The following is a 19,866-nucleotide window of genomic DNA, read 5'->3' as shown; positions in this document are numbered from 1 at the left end:
CACTGCTAGCTTTGGGGATCTGCTGATGAGATCCGCTCATTGGTCCGGGCAAAATTGCGGGCCCGGCACCGCTCACGGTCCGGACGGAGGCGCCAGGACCGGCCGGCCTCAGGCGCGCGCGGCGATTGCCGTCGCGCCGGCAGCCATGAATTCGGCGATCCGCTCGTGGGGCGTCGCGTCACTGACCAGCGCCTCGCCGACCAGGACCGCGTTGGCTCCGCGGGCCGCGTAGTGCTTGACGTCCTCGACGTCGCGCACACCGGACTCGGCGACCACGAGCGCACCGGCGGGAATGCCGCCGGTCAGCGCCGCGAAGACGGAACGGTCGACGTCGAGCGTCTTGAGGTTGCGTACGTTGACGCCGATGATCCGGGCCTCCGCGGCGACTGCGCGCTCGATTTCCTCCGCCGTATGGGTCTCGACCAGCACGTTCATGCCGAGCTCGCGGCTGAGGGCCGTGAACTCACGCAGCTGGGCGTCCGAGAGCGACGCCACGATCAGCAGGATCAGGTCGGCGCCGTGCGCCCGGGCCTCCCAGATCTGGTACTCGTCAACCATGAAGTCCTTGCGCAGCAGCGGAATGTCCACGGCGGCCCGGACGGCGTCGAGATCGGCCAGGGAGCCGCCGAAGCGGCGCTCCTCGGTCAGGACGCTGATCACGGCGGCCCCGCCGTCGGCGTACTGCGCGGCGAGGGACGCGGGATCGGCGATGTCCGCGAGCTGGCCCTTGGACGGGCTGCGGCGCTTGACCTCGGCAATCACCTTGAGCTGGTCCCGGCTGCTTGAGGTTCCGCCGAGGGCGGCCCAGGCGTCACGGGCGGGCGCCGCCGCGGCGGCACGCTCTTTCAGCTCCGCGAGCGTAACCAGACGCTGGCGCGCCTGCATATCCTCCCTGACACCGGCATTGATGTCGTCGAGAACGCTCACGCTCAGTGGCCGGAGTTCTTCAGCTTGCTGCCGCCGACGCCGTAGCCGGCCTTGCGCATGGCCCAGCCGGCGAGCAGGCCGACCACCATGACCGCCGCACCCGCGACAAAGATCGGGGTGTTGGCGATGACGAAGGCGATGGACGCAATGAGGGCGCCGATCAGCATCACGATCACGCAGGTCCACGCGGCCGGGCTGTTGCCGTGACCCTGGGGTTCGCTGTGGTCGACGTCGTCGTAGACGCCCTTCGGCGCAGTGGACGTGGATGCGGAAACAGTGGCTTTGCTCATTGAAATCTCCTCAGGATGAATACTGCTTACATTCTGCCATTTTTTGCTGTGTTATTTGGCCGCGTTGCCGGGCCGCCTTACTGGTCGCGTTGCCGGTCGCGCCCGCGGCATCGGCTCAGGTGGGGTCGTCACCGCGGGACAGCCGGTCCCAGCTGTCAATCTCGTCCGCGGGGGCGGCCGGCGCATTACCGCCAGCTGCAGTGCCGCCGGCGGCGGGCCCGGCGGCGGCCGCGTCATATTTGGTGCGGGTCTTCCAGTAGCGGCCGGCCGGCACGATCGCGAGGGCGCTGAGTCCCAGCAGGGCTCCGGCGACGACGGCGAGGACGGGGAACACTGTTACGTCCACCTGTACGCTGCTGCCGCTGATTCCGGTGGCGGCCGCGATCGATCCCTGCGCCGCGGCCAGCGGGTCCGCCAGCACGACGGCTGCCGCGGCGACGATGCCCGCGGCCGCGAGGAGGATAATCGCCGTGATCACCCAACGGGCCACGCGGCCGGCGATCGAGGCCGCGAGGCCGCCGGCGAGGGCCACAAGCGCCAGGGCTGTCACGGTGGTGGCAGCCTTGCTGCCCTGAACCTGCAGGCCGTCCTGGCTGGCCACGGCCGCGCCGAGCTGCGTGGGATCGAGGTGAACGGTGAGCCAGGTCTGGGTGGTGGTCCCGAACACGGCAAGGGCCAGGGCAGCGATCACCAGGACCAGGGTGGACTTGCGGGCCCAGCCCGGGACGGCGGCCCGCCCGGTGCCCTTCACAGTGCCCTTCACGGTGTTCTTGGCGGTGTTCTTGGCGGTGGCTTCCGGCTCCCCCATCAGGACTCGGCTCCTGCGTCGGGCGCTGCGTCAGTGACTGCGTCAACGGTGATGTTGTGCAGCGACCTGGCCGTGTGCACGGCGCGCAGCGGGGCGGCGGCCTTGTTCACGGTTTCCTGGGCCTCGGTCGGGTTCACCGAATCTGCGACGATCCCGCCGCCGGCCTGGACGTACGCGCGTCCCTCGCGGAGCAGGGCCGACCGGATGGCGATCGCCATGTCCATGTCCCCGGCGAAGTCCAGGTACCCCACCACGCCGCCATAGATGCCGCGCCGGTGCGGTTCAAGTTCGTCCAGCAGGCGCAGGGCCCGCGGCTTCGGGGCGCCGGAGAGGGTGCCGGCCGGGAACGTGGCCTTGAGCACGTCGTAGGCCTTGGCGGCCGGGGCGAGCTCTCCGACCACGGTGGAGACCAAGTGCATGATGTGGCTGAAGCGCTCCACTTCCATGAATTGCGTGACGTCGACGGATCCTGCCACGCAGACCTTCGAGAGGTCGTTGCGGGACAGGTCGACCAGCATCAGGTGCTCGGCGCGTTCTTTCTCGTCCGCCAGCAGTTCCTCGGCCAGGGCCTTGTCCGCCTCGACCGTCTTGCCGCGCGGGCGTGAGCCGGCGATGGGGTGGGTGATGACTTCGTCCCCGGTCACGGTGACGAGGGCCTCCGGCGAGGAGCCGACGATCGTGTATTCGCGGCCGGCGGCGTCCTCGAAGCTGAAGAGGTACATGTAGGGGCTGGGGTTGGTGTTCCGCAGGACCCGGTAGACGTCGAGGGGGTCGGCGCCGCACTCCATTTCGAAGCGGCGGGAGATCACCACCTGGAAGACCTCACCGTCCACGATCGCCTCCTTGCCGCGGTCCAGGGCGGCCAGGTACTCGGTTTCGTCCCAGCGCTCCTGCACACTGGACGCGAAATCCAGGGCGGCCGTCTCCAGCACGGAGACCGGCTGCTCCACGGGGCGGCTGATCTTTTCGAGCAGGGCTTTGACGCGGGCGACGGCGTCATGCCAGGCGTCGTCGACCCGTTCGGTGCTGTTGTCGAAGTTGATGGCGTTGGCGATCAGCAGGACGGTGCCGTCCATGTTGTCGTGGACCGCCATATCGGTGACCAGGTTGAGGGCCATCTCCGGCAGTTGGAGGTCGTCCTCCGGCGGGCTGGTCAGTTTCTCCCAGTGCCGGACGGTTTCCCAGCCCAGGAAACCGACCAGGCCCGAGGTGAACGGCGGGAGGCCGTCGAAGCGCTCGGTCCGCAGCGCCGCGACGGTGTCGCGGATGGCGTCCACGGGGTTGCCGTCCAGGGGCACACCGACCGGGGGCTCGCCCAGCCAGTGCGCGCTGCCGTCCTTGGTGGTCAGGGTGGCCCGGGAGCGGGAGCCGATGAAGGAATAGCGCGACCAGGCGCCGCCGACCGCCGCCGATTCCATCAGGAACGTTCCGGGCTGGCCATGGGCGAGCTTGCGGTAGAGCCCGATAGGGGTTTCGGCGTCAGCCAGCACCTTGAGCCGGACGGGGATGACGCGGCTGTGGCCTGCGAGTTCGCGGAACTCTTCGAGGCCGGGGCTGATGATTCCAAGGTCCTGCATGGCTGTGCTTTCCGCCTGTTCTTTAGGTGGACCTGCGACCGGATCCGGTCATGGGATCCTGCCTGGGGTCCGGTTCGTGAAGCTGTGGAAGCGCCGGGGCGCTCTGCCGGTGTGCCGGGCGCCTAGCCTCCGTGGCCAACGACGGCGTCGAGCTCGCGGCCGTCGAAGCACGTCCGGGTTCCGGTGTGGCAGGCCGCGCCGACCTGGTCGACCCGCACCAGCAGCGCATCGCCGTCGCAATCCATGGCGAGCGACTTGACCCATTGCACGTGCCCGGAGGTGTCTCCCTTGCGCCAGTACTCCTGGCGGGAGCGCGAAAAGAACGTCACGCGCCCGCTGGTCAGGGTGCGGTGCAGCGCCTCGTCGTCCATCCAGCCCAGCATCAGCACCTCGTGGGTGTCGAATTGCTGGACGATGGCGGCCACCAGGCCGGCGCTGTCGCGCTTGAGCGCGTCCGCCAGTCCGGCCGGGAGGGGGCTGCCGCTGACGGGACTGCGATCGACGGCGCTGCCGTTAATGGCGCTGCCGTTGGTGGGGCTGGGGGCGGAGGCGGGCTGCTCAGACATCAGATCAAGTCTAGTGCCTCCGGGCCGGCCACCGGCCTGCGGACAGGTCCCGCCGCTTAACACTGGCGCGCCAATCGGCCCGGCGCCGGGGTCCGGCCCTGCATCATGCGGCCGGGTGCGGTCGCGGCGGCGATTCCTGTGCCCACGCACGGCCGTCTCGTGCTAGTTTCACAAGTGATGCATTTCGTCGAACCGTCCCGAGAAGTCCTGGCCGAAACCCTGCTGGCGGCCGGCCCTGATGCCGCCACGCTCTGCACAGGTTGGCTCACCCGCGATCTTGCCGCGCACCTGTACCTGCGCGAGCGGAAAATCGCCGTCGGACTGGGCCTGCTGATCAAGCGCCTGTCCAAGGCCTCGGACCAGGCGACGGCCGAACTGGCGGGCACCCTGAAGACCACCGAGGACTACGCCAAGCTGGTCAACGACTTCCGGGCCGGTCCCCCGGCGCTGTCCCCGCTGCGGATCAAGGCGCTGGACGAAAGCTCCAACCTGATCGAGTACTTTGTGCACACCGAGGACGTCCGCCGCGCCGTGGACCGCTGGGCCCCGCGCGCCCTGGACCAGGCCTACTCGGACGCGCTGTGGGATGAGCTCGTCAAGCGGGCAGCGATCCTGTACCGCGGCGTGGATCTGGGCATCGTGCTGGTGAGCCCCTCGGGTCCGCGGCATGTCGCCAAACGCGCCCCCGTGTCCGTGGCCATCGTCGGCGAACCGGGCGAGCTGCTCATGCACGCCCACGGCCGGACCCGCCACGCCCTCGTGACCTTCGAAGGCCAGCCGGACGCCGTCGCGCTCCTGCAGTCCGCCGAAGTCGGCCTCTAATCCCCACCCGCTTAATCCCCGCCCGCTCCCTAAAAAAATAAAGCAACGCGGGGTCACTTACGGCCCATAATCCCGTCCGGGATGGGCGGTAAGTGACCCCGCGTTGCTTTAAGCGGTGGGGACTAGCGGACTTCGAAGCCTGCGTCGCGGATCGCGGCCTTGACCTGCGCGATCATGTCCAGCGGGCCGAAGTGGAAGACCGAGGCCGCCAGGACGGCGTCGGCGCCCGCTGCCACTGCCGGCGGGAAGTGCTCCGGCTTGCCGGCGCCGCCGGAGGCGATGAGCGGGACCTTGACCCCCGCCCGCGCCAGGCGGATGAGTTCCAGATCGAAGCCGTCCTTGGTGCCGTCGGCGTCGATCGAGTTGAGCAGGATTTCACCCACCCCGCGGTCGGCCGCTTCCCGCGCCMAGGCGATCGCGTCGATGCCGGTCCCCTGCCGTCCGCCGTGCGTGGTGACCTCGAAGCCGGACGGGGTGGGCTGCGAGCCCGGACGGGTCCGGCGCGCATCGAGGGAGAGCACCAGGACCTGGGAACCGAAGTGCCGGGTGATCTCGTCGATCACGTCCGGCCGGGCCACGGCTGCGGTGTTGATGGCGGCCTTGTCCGCGCCGCAGCGCAGGAGTTTGTCCACCTCGGCCACGCCACGGACGCCGCCGCCGACCGTCAGCGGGATGAAGACTTCCTCGGCGGTGCGGCGGACGACGTCGAACGTGGTCTCCCGGTTGCCGGAGGACGCCGTGACGTCAAGGAAGGTCAGCTCGTCGGCGCCGCTGTTGTCGTAGCGGTGCGCCAGTTCCACCGGGTCCCCGGCGTCGCGGAGGCCCTCAAAGTTGATGCCCTTGACCACGCGGCCGGCATCGACGTCGAGGCACGGGATGACGCGCACGGCAACAGTCATGACTTCTCCTGGTACTTGCAGGCGGGTAATTGCTGCAGGGTGATTGCTGAAGGTGTTCCTGGCGGGAACCGGCGGGTGTGGCGCCTAGATGCGGCAGGCGTGGATGCTGCTGACCAGGATGGCGCGGGCGCCGAGGTCGTAGAGCTCGTCCATGATCCGGTTGGTTTCCCGCTTGGGTACCATCGAGCGGACGGCCACCCAGTCCGAATCGCGCAGCGGCGACACGGTGGGCGACTCCAGGCCGGGGGTGAGCCCGGCGGCCTGCTCGACGAGTTCCTTGCGGATGTCGTAGTCCATCAGCACGTACTGCCGGGCCACGAGGACGCCCTGGAGCCGGCGGATCAGGACCTCCGTGGCAGGGTTCTGCTCGCCCTTGCGGCCAATCAGCACGGACTCCGAATTCAGGATCGGCTCGCCGAAGATCTCCATGCCGGCGGCTTTGAGCGTGGTGCCGGTCTCGACGACGTCGGCAATCGCGTCGGCGACGCCGAGGCGGACGGAGGATTCAACGGCGCCGTCAAGGCGGACCACTTTGGCGTTGATGCCGCGTGCGGCCAGGTAGCCGCGCAGCAGTCCGTCGTAGCTCGTGGCCAGGCGCTTGCCCTCGAGCTCGGCGACCGTGGTGAAGTCGCCGACCGGGCCGGCGAAGCGGAACGTGGAAGCGGCGAAGCCCAGCGGCAGCAGCTCCTCGGCCTCGACCTCCGCGTCGAGCAGCAGGTCGCGGCCGGTGATGCCGACGTCGAGCGTTCCCTGGCCCACGTACACAGCAATGTCGCGCGGGCGGAGGAAGAAGAACTCAATGTCGTTGTCCGGGTCCACCATGACAAGCTCGCGGGTGTCGCGGCGCTGGCGGTAGCCTGCCTCGGCCAGCATGGCCGCGGCAGCTTCGGACAGGGATCCCTTGTTCGGGACGGCAACTCTAAGCATGGGAAAAGTCTCTCTTGGGTGTGGAAGTCTCTGTTGGGGCACATCGGCCACGCGGTGCACGGGATCCGCCAGCGAAGTCATGGCGGTGTCCGGTGCGGGCGCGGCTACAGATGCTTGTAGACGTCTTCCAGGGTGAGTCCTTTGGCGAGCATCAGAACCTGCAGGTGGTAGAGCAGCTGGGAAATTTCCTCGGCGGCGGCCTCATCGGATTCATACTCCGCAGCCATCCAAACCTCGGCTGCTTCCTCCACGACCTTCTTGCCGATGCCGTGGACTCCGGAATCCAGTTCGGCGACGGTGCGGGAGCCCTCCGGGCGGACGGCTGCCTTTTCACTCAGTTCTGCGAACAGCGACTCGAAATTCTTCACGCCCCCAAGCCTACTTGCTCCCGGCGCGGGAACGCCCGCCGGGGCGTTGCATGACGGCGGAGATGTGAGGCACTGCATATCCAACACGGCCGGCGAGGCCGGCACACTCAGCCGGCGCGGGCGGCCAGGGAGGCGCCCGCACCGGCTTTGGCTGCGGCCTGGCGGCTCAGCCGAACTGCTTGAGCGTCACTGCCGTGGCCAGGGCAGCGGTAACGGCCTCGTGACCCTTGTCCTCGGTGGATCCCGGCAAGCCTGCCCGGTCGATCCCCTGCTGCTCGGTATCGCACGTCAGCACGCCGAAGCCCACGGGAACCCCGGTGCGGACGCTGACCTCGGTCAGGCCCAGGGTGGCCGCCTCGCAGACATATTCGAAGTGCGGGGTGCCGCCCCGGATGACGACGCCGAGCGCCACGACGGCGTCGAAGTGCGGTGCCAGCCGGGCGGCCGCGACCGGGAGCTCAAACGTGCCCGGCACGCGCAGGACGGTCGGCTCATTGATGCCGGCGTCCTTCGCGGCGCGCAGGGCGCCGTCGAGCAGTCCGTCCATGATCTGGGTATGCCAGCTCGCGGCCACAATGGCCAGCTTGAGCCGTGAGGTTTCTTCAGGCTTGAAGGTGCTGAGGTCGATCTGGGGGGCGCCGTGGCCGCTCATAGGGTATTCCTTGCTGTTGAGTCTGGTGGTCGTGTTGCTGCCCGGTCAGTCCTGGTCGTGCTCGAATCCGGACAGGCCGGCGGCCGGAGCCGGTTCAACGTCCAGGACCAGGCGGTGGTCCATCCGGTCCTTCTTCGTCTGCAGGTAGCGGATGTTCTGCTCCCGGGAGGGGACCTCCGTGGGGACCATCTCCACCACCTTGACGCCTGCCTGCGCGAGCCGGTCCTGCTTGTCCGGGTTGTTGCTCAGCAGCCGGATCTCGTGGAGACCCATCTCCGCGAGGATCTGGGCCGCGGCCTTGTAGCAGCGTGCGTCGACCGGCAGCCCGAGCTGTTCGTTGGCCTCCACGGTGTCAAAACCGGCCTCCTGCAGGGCGTAGGCCTTCATCTTGTTCGCCAGGCCGATCCCGCGGCCCTCCTGGCCGCGCAGGTACAGCAGGGTGCCGCCGAGTTCGTTGATCAGCTCGAGCGCATAGGCCAGCTGCTCACCGCAGTCGCAGCGGTAGGAGCCAAACACATCGCCGGTGAGGCACTCCGAATGGAGGCGGACCAGCGGTGGCTGGCCGTCAACCGGCGCCATCGGTGAACTGACGGCCAGGTGCTCCGCGCCGGTGTCGAGGTCGGTCCAGGCCTGTGCCACGAAGTCGCCGAAGGCGGTGGGCAGCTGGACGATGGGTCCTGCGCTGACCGGATGCGGTTGACGGGCCATGGCCGTCTCTTCTCGGGTCTCCGAAGTCGTCACTATTTCTCCTCCATCAGACAGGGTCCGCTGCGTGGCTGCCGTGCTGTTCCGCTTCAAGATACGCCACCAGATCCGCAATCGAAATCAGGGGGCAGCCATGCTCGATGGCGAAGCCGCGCAATCCGTCCAGCCGCATCATTTCTCCGTTGTCGTACACCAGCTCTGCTATCACGCCCACGGGCTCCAGGCCCGCGAGCCGGCACAGGTCCACGGCCGCTTCGGTGTGGCCGGGACGTTCCCGCACTCCCCCCTTAACGGCGCGGAGGGGAAAAACATGCCCGGGACGGGTCAAGGAATTTGGCCGGCTTTGCGGGTCGGCCAGGATCCGGGCCGTCAGGGCGCGGTCCGTGGCGGAAATTCCGGTGCTGACACCCACGGCGGCGTCGCAGGACACGGTGTAGGCGGTGCCCTTCGCGTCTTCGTTGATTGCCACCATTGGCGGCAGCGCCAGGGCGTCGGCCCGGTCGGCGTCGAGCGGTACGCAGATCACGCCGGAGCTGTAGCGGACTGTCCAGCCCATCAGCGCGGGGGTGGCGTGCTCGGCGGCGAAAATGATGTCGCCTTCGTTCTCGCGGTCCTCGTTGTCCACCACCAGGACGGGCCGCCCGGCTGCCATGGCGCTGATGGCGTCCTCGATCGGATCGAGGCCTGCACGCCCGGTGCCGGCAACGGCGGTACGGAGCACCCCGGCCACATCATGGCCGGGCTGGTCCGTGACCCGGCTCATTTCGCGGCCCMGTCCGTGAGGGCGGCTTCTCCGGCGGAACCTTCGGCTGCCCTGTGCGCGGCGGGCGACGAACCGCCGGCAAAGGACAGCAGGCGTTCGGTGTACTTCGCCAGGACGTCGACTTCGAGGTTTACATGGCCGCCGGGTGTCTTCTGGCCCAGGCCGGTCTCGGCCAGGGTGGTCGGGATGAGCCCTACTTCAAACCAGGGCGCCGGATCGTTGGCCGGGCTGACTGCCGTGACGGTGAGGGAGACGCCGTCGACGGCGATGGATCCCTTTTCGGCGATGTACCGGGCCAGCCCGGCCGGCACCGCGAACCGCAGCCGGTCCCAGTTGCCAAGCCCCTCGCGCTCCACGAGCTGGCCGACGCCGTCGACGTGGCCCTGGACCACGTGGCCGTCCAACCGTCCCCCGGCGGGGACGCAGCGTTCCAGGTTGACGGGATCGCCCGCAGTGAGTTCTCCGATCGTGCTGCGGACCAAGGTCTCGCCCATAACGTCAACGCTGAAGTCTCTGCCGTCGATCTGCGTGGCGGTGAGGCAGACGCCGTTGACCGCTATGGAACCGCCCAGGGCGAGACCGTCCGTGGTGCCGGGTGCGTGGAGCCGTACGGTGGCGCTGCTGTCCCCGTTGCGCTCAACGGACAGCACCTTTCCCTGCTCGGCGATAATTCCGGTAAACATCAATTGCCTCCTGCGGCGGTGTCCGCGCCGGTGCGGTGCGGGGTGGTATCGGATGAAGTAGGGGTGGCGGCCGGGTCAGCCTCATCGGCCGGGGCGGCCGGGCGAAGATGGAGCCGGAGGTCGCGGCCGAGGACCTGGACGGTGCCGCCGGATGCCGGGTCCCATTCCCAGCGCTGGGCATCGGCCAGGGTGGTGATGCCGAGGTCGTCCAGGGCGGCGGTGCCGGAGCCGAGCAGTGTGGGCGCCAGGTAGACGATGAGTTCGTCGACCAGGCCGGCGGCCAGGAACGCGCTCAGGATCCGGGAGCCGCCCTCCACCATGAGGTGCCGGACGCCGTGTGCGAACAGCTGGTCCAGGGCCTCGCGCGGGTCGCGGGTGGCCAGGTGCAGGACGTTGCCGTCGGCTCCGTGGATGGCGGCGTCGTCGGGAATGCCCCGGTACCCCATCACGGCGCGGAGCGGCTGTTTGCCCTCTGCTTCGCCGTCGCCGTTCCGGGCGGTGAGCCGGGGGTTGTCGATCAGGACCGTCTGGGTGCCCACCAGGATGGCGTCTATCCGGCCGCGCAGGGCGTGGTTGTCGGCGAGCGATTCCGGGCTGGATATCCATTGGCTGGTGCCGTCGCTGGCGGCGATGCGGCTGTCGAGGGTCTGGGCGATATGCAGGGTGACGAACGGCCGTTTGGCGGCGACGGCGTCGAACCAGCGCCGGTTCAGGTCCAGCGCCGCCTCGGCGGCCAGCCCGGAGCGAACGCGGACGCCCGCGGCCCGGAGCGTCACGGCGCCGCCGGCCGCCGGGTCGTGGGGATCGTCGACGGCGTAGATGACGTCGGTGATGCCGGCATCGATGATCGCCCGCGCGCAGGGCCCGGTGCGCCCACAGTGGTTGCAGGGCTCCAGCGTCACCACGATTGCCGCGCCACGGAGGTCCCGGCCCGACGCCTTCGCCTGGCCGATGGCGTCAGCCTCGGCGTGGGCAGTCCCGGCTCCGCGGTGGTAACCGGTGGCGAGGTGCGTCCCGTCGGCCCCGACGACGACGGCGCCGACGAGCGGGTTGGCGCCCCGCGGGCCCTGCGCCGCGGCGGCCAGGGCAGCCTGCATCGCAGCATTCTCAGCAGCGTTGAACGCGGCAGCGCCGGACGGGGCAGCGCCGGACGGGGCAGCGCCGGACGGCGCGGCGCTGAATCCGGCGCTCACGCCGGCGGTGTTGAGGGCACTCACTTGGCCACCACAGGGTCGGGGAAGGCGGTTTCGACCGTGACAGGCCGGTTCGCCAGCCTGGAGGCACGCCACCAGACAAAGAACCCGGCCAGGGTGAAGAAGCCGTAGAAGAGGTACATGACGGCGCTGGCGTAGTAGCCGGCGCTGAACAGCAGTGGCACACCGACGATGTCCACCGCCACCCAGATGAGCCAGAACTCCGTCCAGCCCCGCGCCATGCCGTAGGTCGCCAGCAGCGAGCCCATGAACGTCCACGCGTCGGCCCAGACCGGCGGGTAGGAGCCGAGGGAGTCGAAGACGGGGGTAAGCGCCATGGTGCCGGCCACGAGGCTGAGGGCCAGAATCACCCGGGTCTGGTTGCCGGCCCAGCGCGGCGCGACGGCAGTCCCGCCGCTGCCGGACTTCCTGCCCTGCTGCCAGCGGTACCAGCCGTAGAGGGCGACGCCGATGAACATGACCTGGCGTCCGGCCTGGCCCCACAGCGTGGCCGGCGTGGCGGAACCGAAGACGTTGCCCAGGAAGACCGTCAGGAGCAGCAAGTTGCCGGCGATGCCGACGGGCCATGCCCAGACCCGGCGGCGCATGCCGCCGACGGCGCTGGCGAGGCCAAAGATGTTGCCTAGCACTTCACGAAGAATCAGGACAGATCCGCCTACGGGGATCTGCGCTTCGAAGAGCCATCGCAAGGGGTCCATGTGTGTGTCGTTCCTTCCCTCAAGAACCGCGATGGCTCCGGGGGTATACGACAGCGCAATTATGCGGCGCCGTTGGGGCGCCGCAGTAACAGCTGTACGTGCTTCTCTCATCCAGACTTTAACTGTCGGTACCGGAATTTCACCAGTTCAACCGTCTGCCGGCTTCCTCCCGAGAGAGGGCGCTGGCGCGCGGGTCGCGGACTGTCACCGCCGGTTCGGACTTTCACCGACCCCGGAGCACGTATGTGTGTTGTTATTCTGACACAACTGCGGCCCTGCCCGGGCTATTCCCCGGATGCCGATGTTACGCCCGGCGTCATCTTCGCAGCAGTTCCCTGCCGGGACCGCGCGTCAGCGGGACCCCGCGTCAGCGGGACCCCGCCGCCCGGAGCCTTTCGACAGCCTCCGCCGGATCCGCGGCGCCGTAGACGGCTGACCCCGCAACAAAGACGTTCGCCCCCGCCTCTGCCGCGCGCACGATCGTCTCCTCGGTGATGCCGCCATCCACCTGCAGTGCCACCGCGACGCCGGAGCCGTCAATCGCAGCACGGGCCCGCCGGATCTTGGGCAGCGTCAGGTCCAGGAAAGCCTGCCCGCCGAAGCCTGGCTCCACCGTCATGATCAACAGCAGGTCCAGTTCCGGGAGCATGTCCAGATAAGGCTCCACGGGAGTGCCCGGACGCAGCGCCATGCCGGCTTTGGACCCACGGGCGCGCAGTTCCCGGGCGAGTTTGATCGGCGCGATCGAGGCTTCGGCGTGGAACGTCACCGAGGCCACCCCGGCGTCGGCGAAGCCCGGCGCCCAGCGGTCCGCGTCGGCGATCATCAGGTGGGCGTCCAGCGGCACCGGGCTGACGGCCTGGATGCGCTGCACCACAGGCAGCCCAATGGTCAGGTTGGGCACGAAATGATTGTCCATGACGTCCACATGAACGGCATCGGCATTACTGATACGGCGCAGTTCGGCCTCAAGGTTGACGAAGTCAGCCGAAAGGATGCTCGGGTTGATGCAGCACTGGGCCATGGATTTCCTTCTCGTTCGTACTTTGCTGGTTCGTTTTTGGTGGCAGTGCCCCAGTATCAGCGAAACTCAGGCCAACTTGCGAATCAGCGCCAGGAACATGGCGTCCGTCTGGTGCACGTGCGGCCAGAGCTGGGCGGTGAGCTCGTGCCCGGCTTCGAGGTGGCCCGTGAGGCTGACGCCGTCCAGCACGGCGCCGGCGTCGAGGAGCTCGAGGTCCTCGCGCTTGCGCAGGGCATCACTGACGACGGCGGTGGTCTCTGCCGGGTGCGGCGAACATGTCACGTACGCCACCACGCCGCCGGGCTTGACGGCGTCGATCGCGGAGTTGAGCAGCTGGCGCTGCAGCGGGCCAAGGTCCACGAGGTCCTTGGGCGTGCGCCGCCAGCGCGACTCCGGACGCCGGCGCAGGGCGCCCAGGCCGGTGCACGGGACATCCACCAGGACGCGGTCGAACGACTCCGGCTGCTCGGCGCCGATGTCGCGGCCGTCCCCGGTCCTGACCTCCCAAGCCTCCCGCGGGACCGCGGACAGGGCCTGCCGCACGAGTTTGGCACGGTGCGGGGCGGATTCGTTGGCCAGCAGGTGGGCGCCCCGCTGCCGGGCGAGGGCTCCGAGCAGGGCGGCTTTGCCGCCGGGACCGGCACAGAGATCCAGCCAGCGCTCCCCCGCGCCCCCGCCGTCCGTCCCCGCTTCGCCGCCAGAATTTGTGTCGGGGTCTGCGCTGATGTTGTTGCCGGGCCCGGCGCCGGGGGTTGTGCCGAGGTCGACGGCGGCCATGGCGCGGGCCACGAGCTGCGAACCGACGTCCTGGACACGGGTGCTTCCGTCACGGACCGAGGCGAGCCGGCCGAGGTCCCCGCCGCTGGAGAGCGCGGATCCCTCGACGAGCTCGCCCGGGGTGGCCCCGCCTTCCAGGGCCTCGTCGAGGCTGCCGACGCCGGGCAGCGCCACAAGGTTCACCACGGGCGCGGCGTTGTCGGCTTCGAGGAGCGCGTCAATCTCAGAAACCGCCCGGCCGTGGGCCACGAGCGACTGGCGGAGCGCGCGGACGATCCACTCCGGGTGGGCGTAGCGGATGGACGCGATCTTGATGGCATCCGTCTCGGTGCTCAGCAGCAGGTCGAGCCACTCGTCGAGGGTGCGGGCGGAGACTTTGCGCAGGACGGCGTTGATCAGTGCCGAGGGCCCGGCCCCGATCACGGCGCGGGCCAGCCCCACCGTCTGGTCCAGGGCGGCGTGAGCGGGCACGCGCATGGCGAGCAGCTGGTGCACCCCGATCCGCAGGGCATCCAGGATCGCGGGATCCAGCTCCTCCAGCGGACGGTCCACGCACCGGGCCAGGATGGCGTCGTACGTGCCCTGGCCGCGGAGGGCGCCATAGCTGAGTTCGGTGGCGAAACCGGCGTCGCGCTTGTCCAGCCCGTGGTGCCGGATCCGGGCCGGGAGCACCAGGTTCGCGTAGGCGTCCTCGGCGGCCACGGCGCGGAGCACTTCAAAGGCAACCAGCCGGGCCGGATCGGCGCGGCGGGTCCGCTGGGACGGGGCGCTCTCGGTGAAGCCGCGCTGCGGGCCGCGGTTGCGTTCCCGGCCCTGGGCGTTCCGCCTGCTGCCGCCCCCGGCGCCCTGGCCACTGCCTCGGCTGTTGCCGTTGGTCCCGGAACCGCTCATTCGAATACCACGCTTTCAAGTGTTGCCTGCCCACGCGCCCAATCAGCGGCGGCCATCATTTTCTTGCCCGCGGGTTGCACCCGCGTCAATTCCACCGGGTGCGATCCCGTACCGACGAGAACCCGTTTTCCGTCCAATGCCAGCTGTCCGGGCCGGAGCGCCGCCGAGTCCGCTGCCGGCAGCACTGGCTCCAGTTTGATCCGCTGGCCCTCCAGCAGGGTCCAGGCGCCCGGCTCCGGCGTGACGCCGCGGGCACGGCGGCCGATCGCCAGGGCGGGCTGCTGCCAGTCGAGCCGGCCGTCTTCGAGACTGAGTTTCGGTGCCAGGCTGACGTCGCCCTGCTGCGGGAGCGCGACGGCCTTGCCGGCGTCGATGGCGGACAGCGTTTGGGCCAGCAGGACCGCGCCGCTGTGGGAGAGGCGTTCGAGCAGGGCCCCGGCGGTGTCGGCGGGGTGCACGGTCTCGGTGAGGGTCCCGAAGACCGGACCGGTGTCCAGCCCCTCCTCCAGGCGGAAGGTGACGGCACCCGTGACGTCGTCGCCGGCGATGACGGCGCGCTGCACGGGAGCTGCGCCGCGCCAGGCCGGCAGCAGGGAGAAGTGCAGGTTCACCCAGCCGTGGCGGGGGACAGCGAGGGCCGCAGGGGGAATCAGCCCGCCGTAGGCCACGATCGCCGCGACGTCCGGTGCTGCGGCGGCAATGCGGGCGGTGACCCCGGCATCGACTTTGGCGGCGTGGATGATCTCAATGCCGAGCTCGGCGGCCCTGGCGGCCACGGGCGACGGCGTCAGGACGCGTTTGCGTCCCAGCGGTGCGTCCGGGCGGGTGAGGACAGCGACGACGTCGAACCCGGCGGCAACAAGGGCGTCGAGCGACGGCACTGCGACAGCGGGGGTCCCGGCGAAGAGAACCCTCACGGGGTGATTCCGAAGCTGGACCCGCCGAAGCTCGTCCCGACGCTCTTCGCGCGCTTGGTGGTTGTCTGTTCCGTGATGGCGTCGTAGTTGGCATTGCGGATGGCGCGCAGGGCGGCCTTTCGGTCTTCGCCCTCGAGCCGGTCGGTATAGAGAATGCCGTCCAGGTGGTCGGTCTCGTGCTGGAAGCAGCGCGCCAGCATGTCTTCGCCCTCCACGGTGACGGGGTTGCCGTGCAGGTCCACGCCGGTCACCCGGGTTTGGCGGTACCGGCGGACGGGGAAGCCCAGGCCCGGGATGGACAGGCATCCCTCGACCTGGTCCGGCTGGAAGTCCTCGCTGTTTTCCAGCACGGGGTTGACGATGTGACCCTCGACGCCGCCGATCCGGTAGGTGAAGACGCGCAGGCTCACACCGACCTGGGGCGCGGCCAGGCCGGCGCCCTCGACATCCTCCATGGTTTCGGTCATGTCGGCGACGAGCTTTGCCAGTTCAGGCCCGAATTCCGTCACGGGATCGGCGACTGTGCGCAGCACAGGATCTCCGATGATGCGGATATTCAAAATGGCCATGTGCAGTCTGTCCTCACGGTGGGCGGCTAGGGGTCCAGTCCAGTTTAGTTGCAGCTGCCCGGCTTCTGTTCGGCGCGTCTGGTCGGTGCTTCTGGTCGGTGCTTCTGGTCAGCGCTTCTGGTCAGCGCTTCACGGGCGGCGCCAGCGGGAGCAGTGCTGCTCCGGCGGTTGCCGTGTCGGCGGACATCTCCCACACGCGGCGCAGCGCACAGAATTTCCACCAGTGATGCTTCAGGACCTCGGGGTTGGCCCGCTGCGGACGGACCTCGGTCTCGCCGACCGCCACGGCCAGGAGGATCGGGGACTCGCCGTGCTGCCAGGCCTCCCACTCCCCCGCGACGGGATCCACGAGGCTTTCCTCCGCCTTCATGCCCGCCACGAGCTGCATGACCACCTTGTCATCAAGCGGTTTGACGGTGCCGTCCCGGCTGGTGCCCTTGGTCTTGTAGTCGATAAGACAGGTCCGGCCGTTGATCCGTGCGACGAGGTCCAGGGTGCCGGCATAGCCGACCGTCTTGTTCCACACCGTAATTTCCGGGGCGATGGGCTCAACCTGGAAGAGCTCCCACCATTCGTCGAAGCGTGCCGCGAAGGCTTCCTCGCCGTTGGCGGCCAGCGCCTCCCGTGTTTCCTTCATCTGGTGCGGCCGGCCGAGCGCACGCAGCGCAACCTGCTCGCAATAGTTGTGGACCCGGTCGCCGCGTTTGGCGGCATCGTCCCGGTACGACTCCGCCGCCTTGGCGGCCCGGCTGACCGCCTGCCGCAGTTTGGCCGGGCTCCCCAGGATGCCGGGGAGCTCGGGATCCTGGGCCAGACTGTTGGCGCCCATGTACCCGAACCAGCCGTCCAGGCCGTGTGGCTGCTGGCCGATCACCGTGGTGATGGAAGGGACAGAGAACTGAGCCGACGTGGAGCGGGCGTACATGCGGCCATGGTCCGTGGCGTGGGCGAGGAGTGGAGCGGTCATATGAAGACTCTTTCACGGGGGTCAGACAACGATGAAAAGCAAAATGGCCCGCCCCGCTGAGTCAGCGGAACAGACCATTTCGTTAGTGGGCGATACTGGGTTCGAACCAGTGACCTCTTCGGTGTGAACGAAGCGCGCTACCACTGCGCCAATCGCCCTAACGACATTGAATGCTAGCCCACCCGGGCGGATTTTAGAAATCGGCCCGGGGGAACCTGGCCGCGGCGGGAATGCGGCCCAATACTCCCGCGCAACAGGCCCCGTGCACGGGCAGTTCCACCAGCCCTCCACCGGCCGTTCCAGTCGTCCCCCTCAGAAGGCCCGCTCAGTAGTCCCGGCGCCACTTAGGGCCACGGCTGAACAATGACGCTAATTACAGCGCTGTAATTAGCAAAATCCCCTAGAACTCGGGGAAGTAGGGCCATGGAACCCGGGCCAATGGGTCTCGATTTGTAGATTCCCAGAACCTCCTATAGAGTTCTTACTCGTTGGAACGCGAGGAAATGCCGAATGCGGCAAGGAAATGCACACCAACAATGCGGACGTAGCTCAGCTGGTAGAGCACCACCTTGCCAAGGTGGATGTCGCGAGTTCGAATCTCGTCGTCCGCTCGCAGGACACTGTCACGGCAAAGGTTCTTCGGAATCCTGTCTACACGGTGGGTTGGCCGAGAGGCGAGGCAGCGGCCTGCAAAGCCGTATACACGGGTTCGAATCCCGTACCCACCTCGGTGAAAACCCTGGTTTCCGGTTTCGATCGGATGCAAGGGGCGATTGGCGCAGCGGTAGCGCGCTTCCCTGACACGGAAGAGGTCACTGGTTCGATCCCAGTATCGCCCACCAGAGCAAGGCAACTTGCTTGATGCAGTACCACCGGCCCAGCCGGCATGGACTAAAATGCGGACGTAGCTCAGCTGGTAGAGCACCACCTTGCCAAGGTGGATGTCGCGAGTTCGAATCTCGTCGTCCGCTCTCTTCATTACAACTCCACTCCGGATCCTTCCGGTTGCGGGCGATTGGCGCAGCGGTAGCGCGCTTCCCTGACACGGAAGAGGTCACTGGTTCGATCCCAGTATCGCCCACCACAAGAGCAGCTCCCCCGGAGCTGCTCTTATTTGTGCACTGCGGGTTTGTGCACTGCGGATTGGTGCACTCCGGGCCCTTCTACCCTGTGCACCTGGCCTTCCATCTTTTATCCTCCGGGCGGACACCCTTGGCACCCCCGCCACCTCCCGCTAGGGTAGAAAACGCAAGGAGCGATCTGGCTCCGCGACCGAAGGGAGGTGCCCGTGGGTTTACTTGACGATCTAAAGGGCAAGGCTCAGCAAGTTATTGGTGGCAACGAAGAAGCCATCAAGGACGGCATCGAAAAGGCAGGCGACTTCGTCGACTCCAAGACCGGCGGAAAGCACGCCGGCACGATCGATGCCGTGCAGCGTGGCGCTTCCGACTTCGTGGACAAGGCGAACGACCGGCCGAATTCGGCCCCGGTCGCCGATCAGACTCCCGCAGCCGGTGAGCCCCCCGTAGCCGGGGAACCCCGCCAGCCAGGCCTCTGACCCAGATCCGTCAGCGAGGTGCCGGTCCCGCCGAGAGGCGGCGCCGGCACCTCCGGCATTTAAGGGCGACTCCAACCGGGCAACGCGGGGTCAGTTACGGCCCATCCGGTGCATCCGGATGGGCCGTAACTGACCCCGCGTTGGATTTGGCGTTGTACTTGGAGGGGCTGGCGGCTAGGACGGTTCGTGGTTTTGGCCCTCGCGGGCCAGCGCGGTCAGCCTGGAGACGGCGCGGAAGTACTTCTTCATGTACCCGCCGGTCATCATTTCCTCGGTGAAGAGCTGGTCGAACGGCACACCGCTGGCAAGGATGGGCACGTCCTTGTCGTACAGCCGGTCAGCCAGCACCACGAAGCGCAGCGCAACGGCCTGCTCGGTAATCGTGTGCACGTTCTTCCAGACCACGCCCTCGATCCCCTCCAGCAGCTGGCGGTAACGGCTCGGGTGCACGCCGGCCAGGTGGTTGATCAAGGTGCTGAACTCATCGCGGGCCACGGTCTTGCCGTCGAACTCGGCATGCATGTGGTGGGTCAGGTCATCATTGCGCAGCGGCGACGGCGCGGCCGGCAGGCCACGGTGGCGGAAGTCCTCGCCGTCGATCCGCACGACGTCGAACTGGTCCGCCAGCACCTGGATTTCGCGGGCAAAGTCGACGGCGGCGAAGCGCCCGTCCCCGAGGGACCCCGGCAGCGTGTTCGATGTGGCGGCAAGCTTCACGCCGGCGTCGGCGAGTTCGCGCATGAGCCGGGACATGAGCACAGTGTCGCCCGGATCATCGAGCTCAAATTCATCGATGCAGACCAGCTTGTAGTGGCTCAGGGCCTCAACGGTCTTGCGGAAGGACAGCGCACCGACGAGGTTGGTGTATTCGACGAACGTGCCGAAGGCCTTGGGCCCGGGGGCGGCGTGCCACAGCGATGCCAGCAAGTGGGTCTTGCCCACACCGAATCCGCCGTCGAGGTAGATCCCGGCCCGCGAAGTGTCCTTCTTGCCGAAGAGCCGCTTGAACAGCCCGTCGCCGTCGCGTGCGCCCACGCCCGCCGCAAAATGCTGCAGGGCATGGACCGCCTGGGCCTGGCTGGGCTGGGCGGGATCGGGCCGGTAGCTGGAAAACGACACCTCACCGAACCGCGGCGACGGATAGAACCCATTGAGGAGTTCATCCACGGAAACTGCCGGTGTGCGGGCGGCGAGCTGTTCGATCTGTACCAAGGTGGTCCGTTCTGCTGGTCTCTTGTCCCCAGCAAGAATACCGGCAAAGCCT

22 protein-coding genes, 6 tRNA genes and 1 riboswitch are annotated in these 19,866 nt (G+C 68.3%); of the genes, 7 read left to right on the top strand and 21 right to left on the bottom strand.

What is annotated here, in order from left to right; all coding sequences use genetic code 11:
- Window positions 1–108 precede the first annotated feature (108 nt).
- From trpC to hisI, 5 genes are all read right to left on the bottom strand, one after another.
- On the bottom strand, window positions 109–927 hold the full coding sequence (gene trpC / locus AC1DGD_RS14035; protein WP_476857175.1) for an indole-3-glycerol phosphate synthase TrpC: 819 nt from the start codon (window positions 925–927) through the stop codon (window positions 109–111).
- 2 nt (window positions 928–929) lie between these two features.
- Window positions 930–1,217, bottom strand: a complete 288-nt coding sequence (locus AC1DGD_RS14030) for an HGxxPAAW family protein (protein WP_476857174.1) — start codon at window positions 1,215–1,217, stop codon at window positions 930–932.
- Between the two features lie 115 nt (window positions 1,218–1,332).
- A complete protein-coding gene (locus AC1DGD_RS14025) occupies window positions 1,333–2,025 on the bottom strand; it encodes a Trp biosynthesis-associated membrane protein (protein WP_476857173.1) in 693 nt (230 codons plus the stop codon).
- Window positions 2,025–3,602, bottom strand: coding sequence for an anthranilate synthase component I (locus AC1DGD_RS14020; RefSeq protein ID WP_476851521.1), 1,578 nt, complete (start codon window positions 3,600–3,602; stop codon window positions 2,025–2,027). The genes AC1DGD_RS14025 and AC1DGD_RS14020 overlap by 1 nt, the downstream gene beginning before the upstream one ends.
- A gap of 122 nt (window positions 3,603–3,724) precedes the next feature.
- Window positions 3,725–4,168 carry a phosphoribosyl-AMP cyclohydrolase gene (gene hisI / locus AC1DGD_RS14015; protein ID WP_476857172.1) on the bottom strand — a complete coding sequence of 148 codons (444 nt, stop codon included), beginning with the start codon at window positions 4,166–4,168 and terminating at the stop codon, window positions 3,725–3,727.
- 177 nt (window positions 4,169–4,345) lie between these two features.
- Here hisI and AC1DGD_RS14010 point away from each other — a divergent pair, with 177 nt between their 5' ends.
- Window positions 4,346–4,990, top strand: a complete 645-nt coding sequence (locus tag AC1DGD_RS14010) for a TIGR03085 family metal-binding protein (protein WP_028277041.1) — start codon at window positions 4,346–4,348, stop codon at window positions 4,988–4,990.
- Between the two features lie 122 nt (window positions 4,991–5,112).
- Here AC1DGD_RS14010 and hisF read toward each other — a convergent pair whose 3' ends face one another.
- From hisF to AC1DGD_RS13935, 15 genes are all read right to left on the bottom strand, one after another.
- Entirely contained in the window at window positions 5,113–5,889 is a 777-nt protein-coding gene (gene hisF, locus AC1DGD_RS14005) for an imidazole glycerol phosphate synthase subunit HisF (protein WP_476857171.1), read from the bottom strand.
- A gap of 84 nt (window positions 5,890–5,973) precedes the next feature.
- Window positions 5,974–6,816 carry an ATP phosphoribosyltransferase gene (gene hisG / locus AC1DGD_RS14000; RefSeq protein ID WP_028277039.1) on the bottom strand — a complete coding sequence of 281 codons (843 nt, stop codon included), beginning with the start codon at window positions 6,814–6,816 and terminating at the stop codon, window positions 5,974–5,976.
- Window positions 6,817–6,920: 104 nt separating this feature from the next.
- Complete coding sequence (locus AC1DGD_RS13995; protein WP_018772463.1) at window positions 6,921–7,184, bottom strand: phosphoribosyl-ATP diphosphatase; 264 nt, start codon at window positions 7,182–7,184, stop codon at window positions 6,921–6,923.
- A gap of 166 nt (window positions 7,185–7,350) precedes the next feature.
- Window positions 7,351–7,836, bottom strand: a complete 486-nt coding sequence (ribH, locus tag AC1DGD_RS13990; RefSeq protein WP_018772462.1) for a 6,7-dimethyl-8-ribityllumazine synthase — start codon at window positions 7,834–7,836, stop codon at window positions 7,351–7,353.
- Between the two features lie 45 nt (window positions 7,837–7,881).
- Entirely contained in the window at window positions 7,882–8,544 is a 663-nt protein-coding gene (gene ribA / locus AC1DGD_RS13985) for a GTP cyclohydrolase II (protein WP_230008403.1), read from the bottom strand.
- A gap of 46 nt (window positions 8,545–8,590) precedes the next feature.
- Window positions 8,591–9,304, bottom strand: coding sequence for a 3,4-dihydroxy-2-butanone-4-phosphate synthase (gene ribB, locus AC1DGD_RS13980; RefSeq protein ID WP_476857170.1), 714 nt, complete (start codon window positions 9,302–9,304; stop codon window positions 8,591–8,593).
- Window positions 9,301–9,987, bottom strand: a complete 687-nt coding sequence (locus AC1DGD_RS13975; RefSeq protein ID WP_476857169.1) for a riboflavin synthase — start codon at window positions 9,985–9,987, stop codon at window positions 9,301–9,303. Before AC1DGD_RS13975 ends, ribB begins: the two co-directional genes overlap by 4 nt.
- Window positions 9,987–11,204, bottom strand: coding sequence for a bifunctional diaminohydroxyphosphoribosylaminopyrimidine deaminase/5-amino-6-(5-phosphoribosylamino)uracil reductase RibD (gene ribD / locus AC1DGD_RS13970; protein ID WP_476857168.1), 1,218 nt, complete (start codon window positions 11,202–11,204; stop codon window positions 9,987–9,989). Before ribD ends, AC1DGD_RS13975 begins: the two co-directional genes overlap by 1 nt.
- Window positions 11,201–11,899: a nicotinamide riboside transporter PnuC gene (gene pnuC / locus AC1DGD_RS13965; protein ID WP_476857167.1), complete on the bottom strand. Its 699-nt coding sequence runs from the start codon at window positions 11,897–11,899 to the stop codon at window positions 11,201–11,203. The genes ribD and pnuC overlap by 4 nt, the downstream gene beginning before the upstream one ends.
- Before the next feature lie 94 nt (window positions 11,900–11,993).
- Window positions 11,994–12,144: riboswitch (FMN riboswitch) on the bottom strand.
- 122 nt (window positions 12,145–12,266) lie between these two features.
- On the bottom strand, window positions 12,267–12,923 hold the full coding sequence (gene rpe, locus AC1DGD_RS13960; protein ID WP_476857166.1) for a ribulose-phosphate 3-epimerase: 657 nt from the start codon (window positions 12,921–12,923) through the stop codon (window positions 12,267–12,269).
- 66 nt (window positions 12,924–12,989) lie between these two features.
- Window positions 12,990–14,591, bottom strand: coding sequence for an RsmB/NOP family class I SAM-dependent RNA methyltransferase (locus tag AC1DGD_RS13955; RefSeq protein WP_476851512.1), 1,602 nt, complete (start codon window positions 14,589–14,591; stop codon window positions 12,990–12,992).
- Window positions 14,588–15,508, bottom strand: a complete 921-nt coding sequence (gene fmt / locus AC1DGD_RS13950) for a methionyl-tRNA formyltransferase (RefSeq protein WP_476857165.1) — start codon at window positions 15,506–15,508, stop codon at window positions 14,588–14,590. Before fmt ends, AC1DGD_RS13955 begins: the two co-directional genes overlap by 4 nt.
- Window positions 15,505–16,077: a peptide deformylase gene (gene def, locus AC1DGD_RS13945; RefSeq protein ID WP_230011447.1), complete on the bottom strand. Its 573-nt coding sequence runs from the start codon at window positions 16,075–16,077 to the stop codon at window positions 15,505–15,507. Before def ends, fmt begins: the two co-directional genes overlap by 4 nt.
- A gap of 121 nt (window positions 16,078–16,198) precedes the next feature.
- On the bottom strand, window positions 16,199–17,044 hold the full coding sequence (locus tag AC1DGD_RS13940) for a cytochrome (RefSeq protein WP_476851510.1): 846 nt from the start codon (window positions 17,042–17,044) through the stop codon (window positions 16,199–16,201).
- 86 nt (window positions 17,045–17,130) lie between these two features.
- Window positions 17,131–17,202, bottom strand: a tRNA-Val gene (locus tag AC1DGD_RS13935).
- Window positions 17,203–17,582: 380 nt separating this feature from the next.
- Between AC1DGD_RS13935 and AC1DGD_RS13930 the strand changes: the two genes are divergently transcribed.
- The 6 genes from AC1DGD_RS13930 to AC1DGD_RS13905 all read left to right on the top strand — a co-directional run bounded on the left by AC1DGD_RS13930 (window position 17,583) and on the right by AC1DGD_RS13905 (window position 18,602).
- A tRNA-Gly gene (locus AC1DGD_RS13930) sits at window positions 17,583–17,655 on the top strand.
- A gap of 46 nt (window positions 17,656–17,701) precedes the next feature.
- Window positions 17,702–17,772: transfer RNA gene (locus tag AC1DGD_RS13925), tRNA-Cys, on the top strand.
- A gap of 39 nt (window positions 17,773–17,811) precedes the next feature.
- Window positions 17,812–17,886, top strand: a tRNA-Val gene (locus tag AC1DGD_RS13920).
- A gap of 56 nt (window positions 17,887–17,942) precedes the next feature.
- A tRNA-Gly gene (locus AC1DGD_RS13915) sits at window positions 17,943–18,015 on the top strand.
- Between the two features lie 38 nt (window positions 18,016–18,053).
- Window positions 18,054–18,128 (top strand) — tRNA-Val (locus AC1DGD_RS13910).
- Window positions 18,129–18,332: 204 nt separating this feature from the next.
- Window positions 18,333–18,602, top strand: coding sequence for an antitoxin (locus AC1DGD_RS13905; RefSeq protein ID WP_028277028.1), 270 nt, complete (start codon window positions 18,333–18,335; stop codon window positions 18,600–18,602).
- 174 nt (window positions 18,603–18,776) lie between these two features.
- On the opposite strand, the gene zapE is transcribed toward AC1DGD_RS13905, so the two are convergent.
- Window positions 18,777–19,814, bottom strand: coding sequence for a cell division protein ZapE (zapE, locus tag AC1DGD_RS13900; protein ID WP_476851509.1), 1,038 nt, complete (start codon window positions 19,812–19,814; stop codon window positions 18,777–18,779).
- Window positions 19,815–19,866: the final 52 nt, after the last annotated feature.

The sequence above is a fragment of the Arthrobacter sp. 05T45 genome, assembly GCF_056395875.1.
Note: the sequence above shows the minus strand (reverse complement) of the source record. Positions and strands in the feature narration are given on the sequence as shown.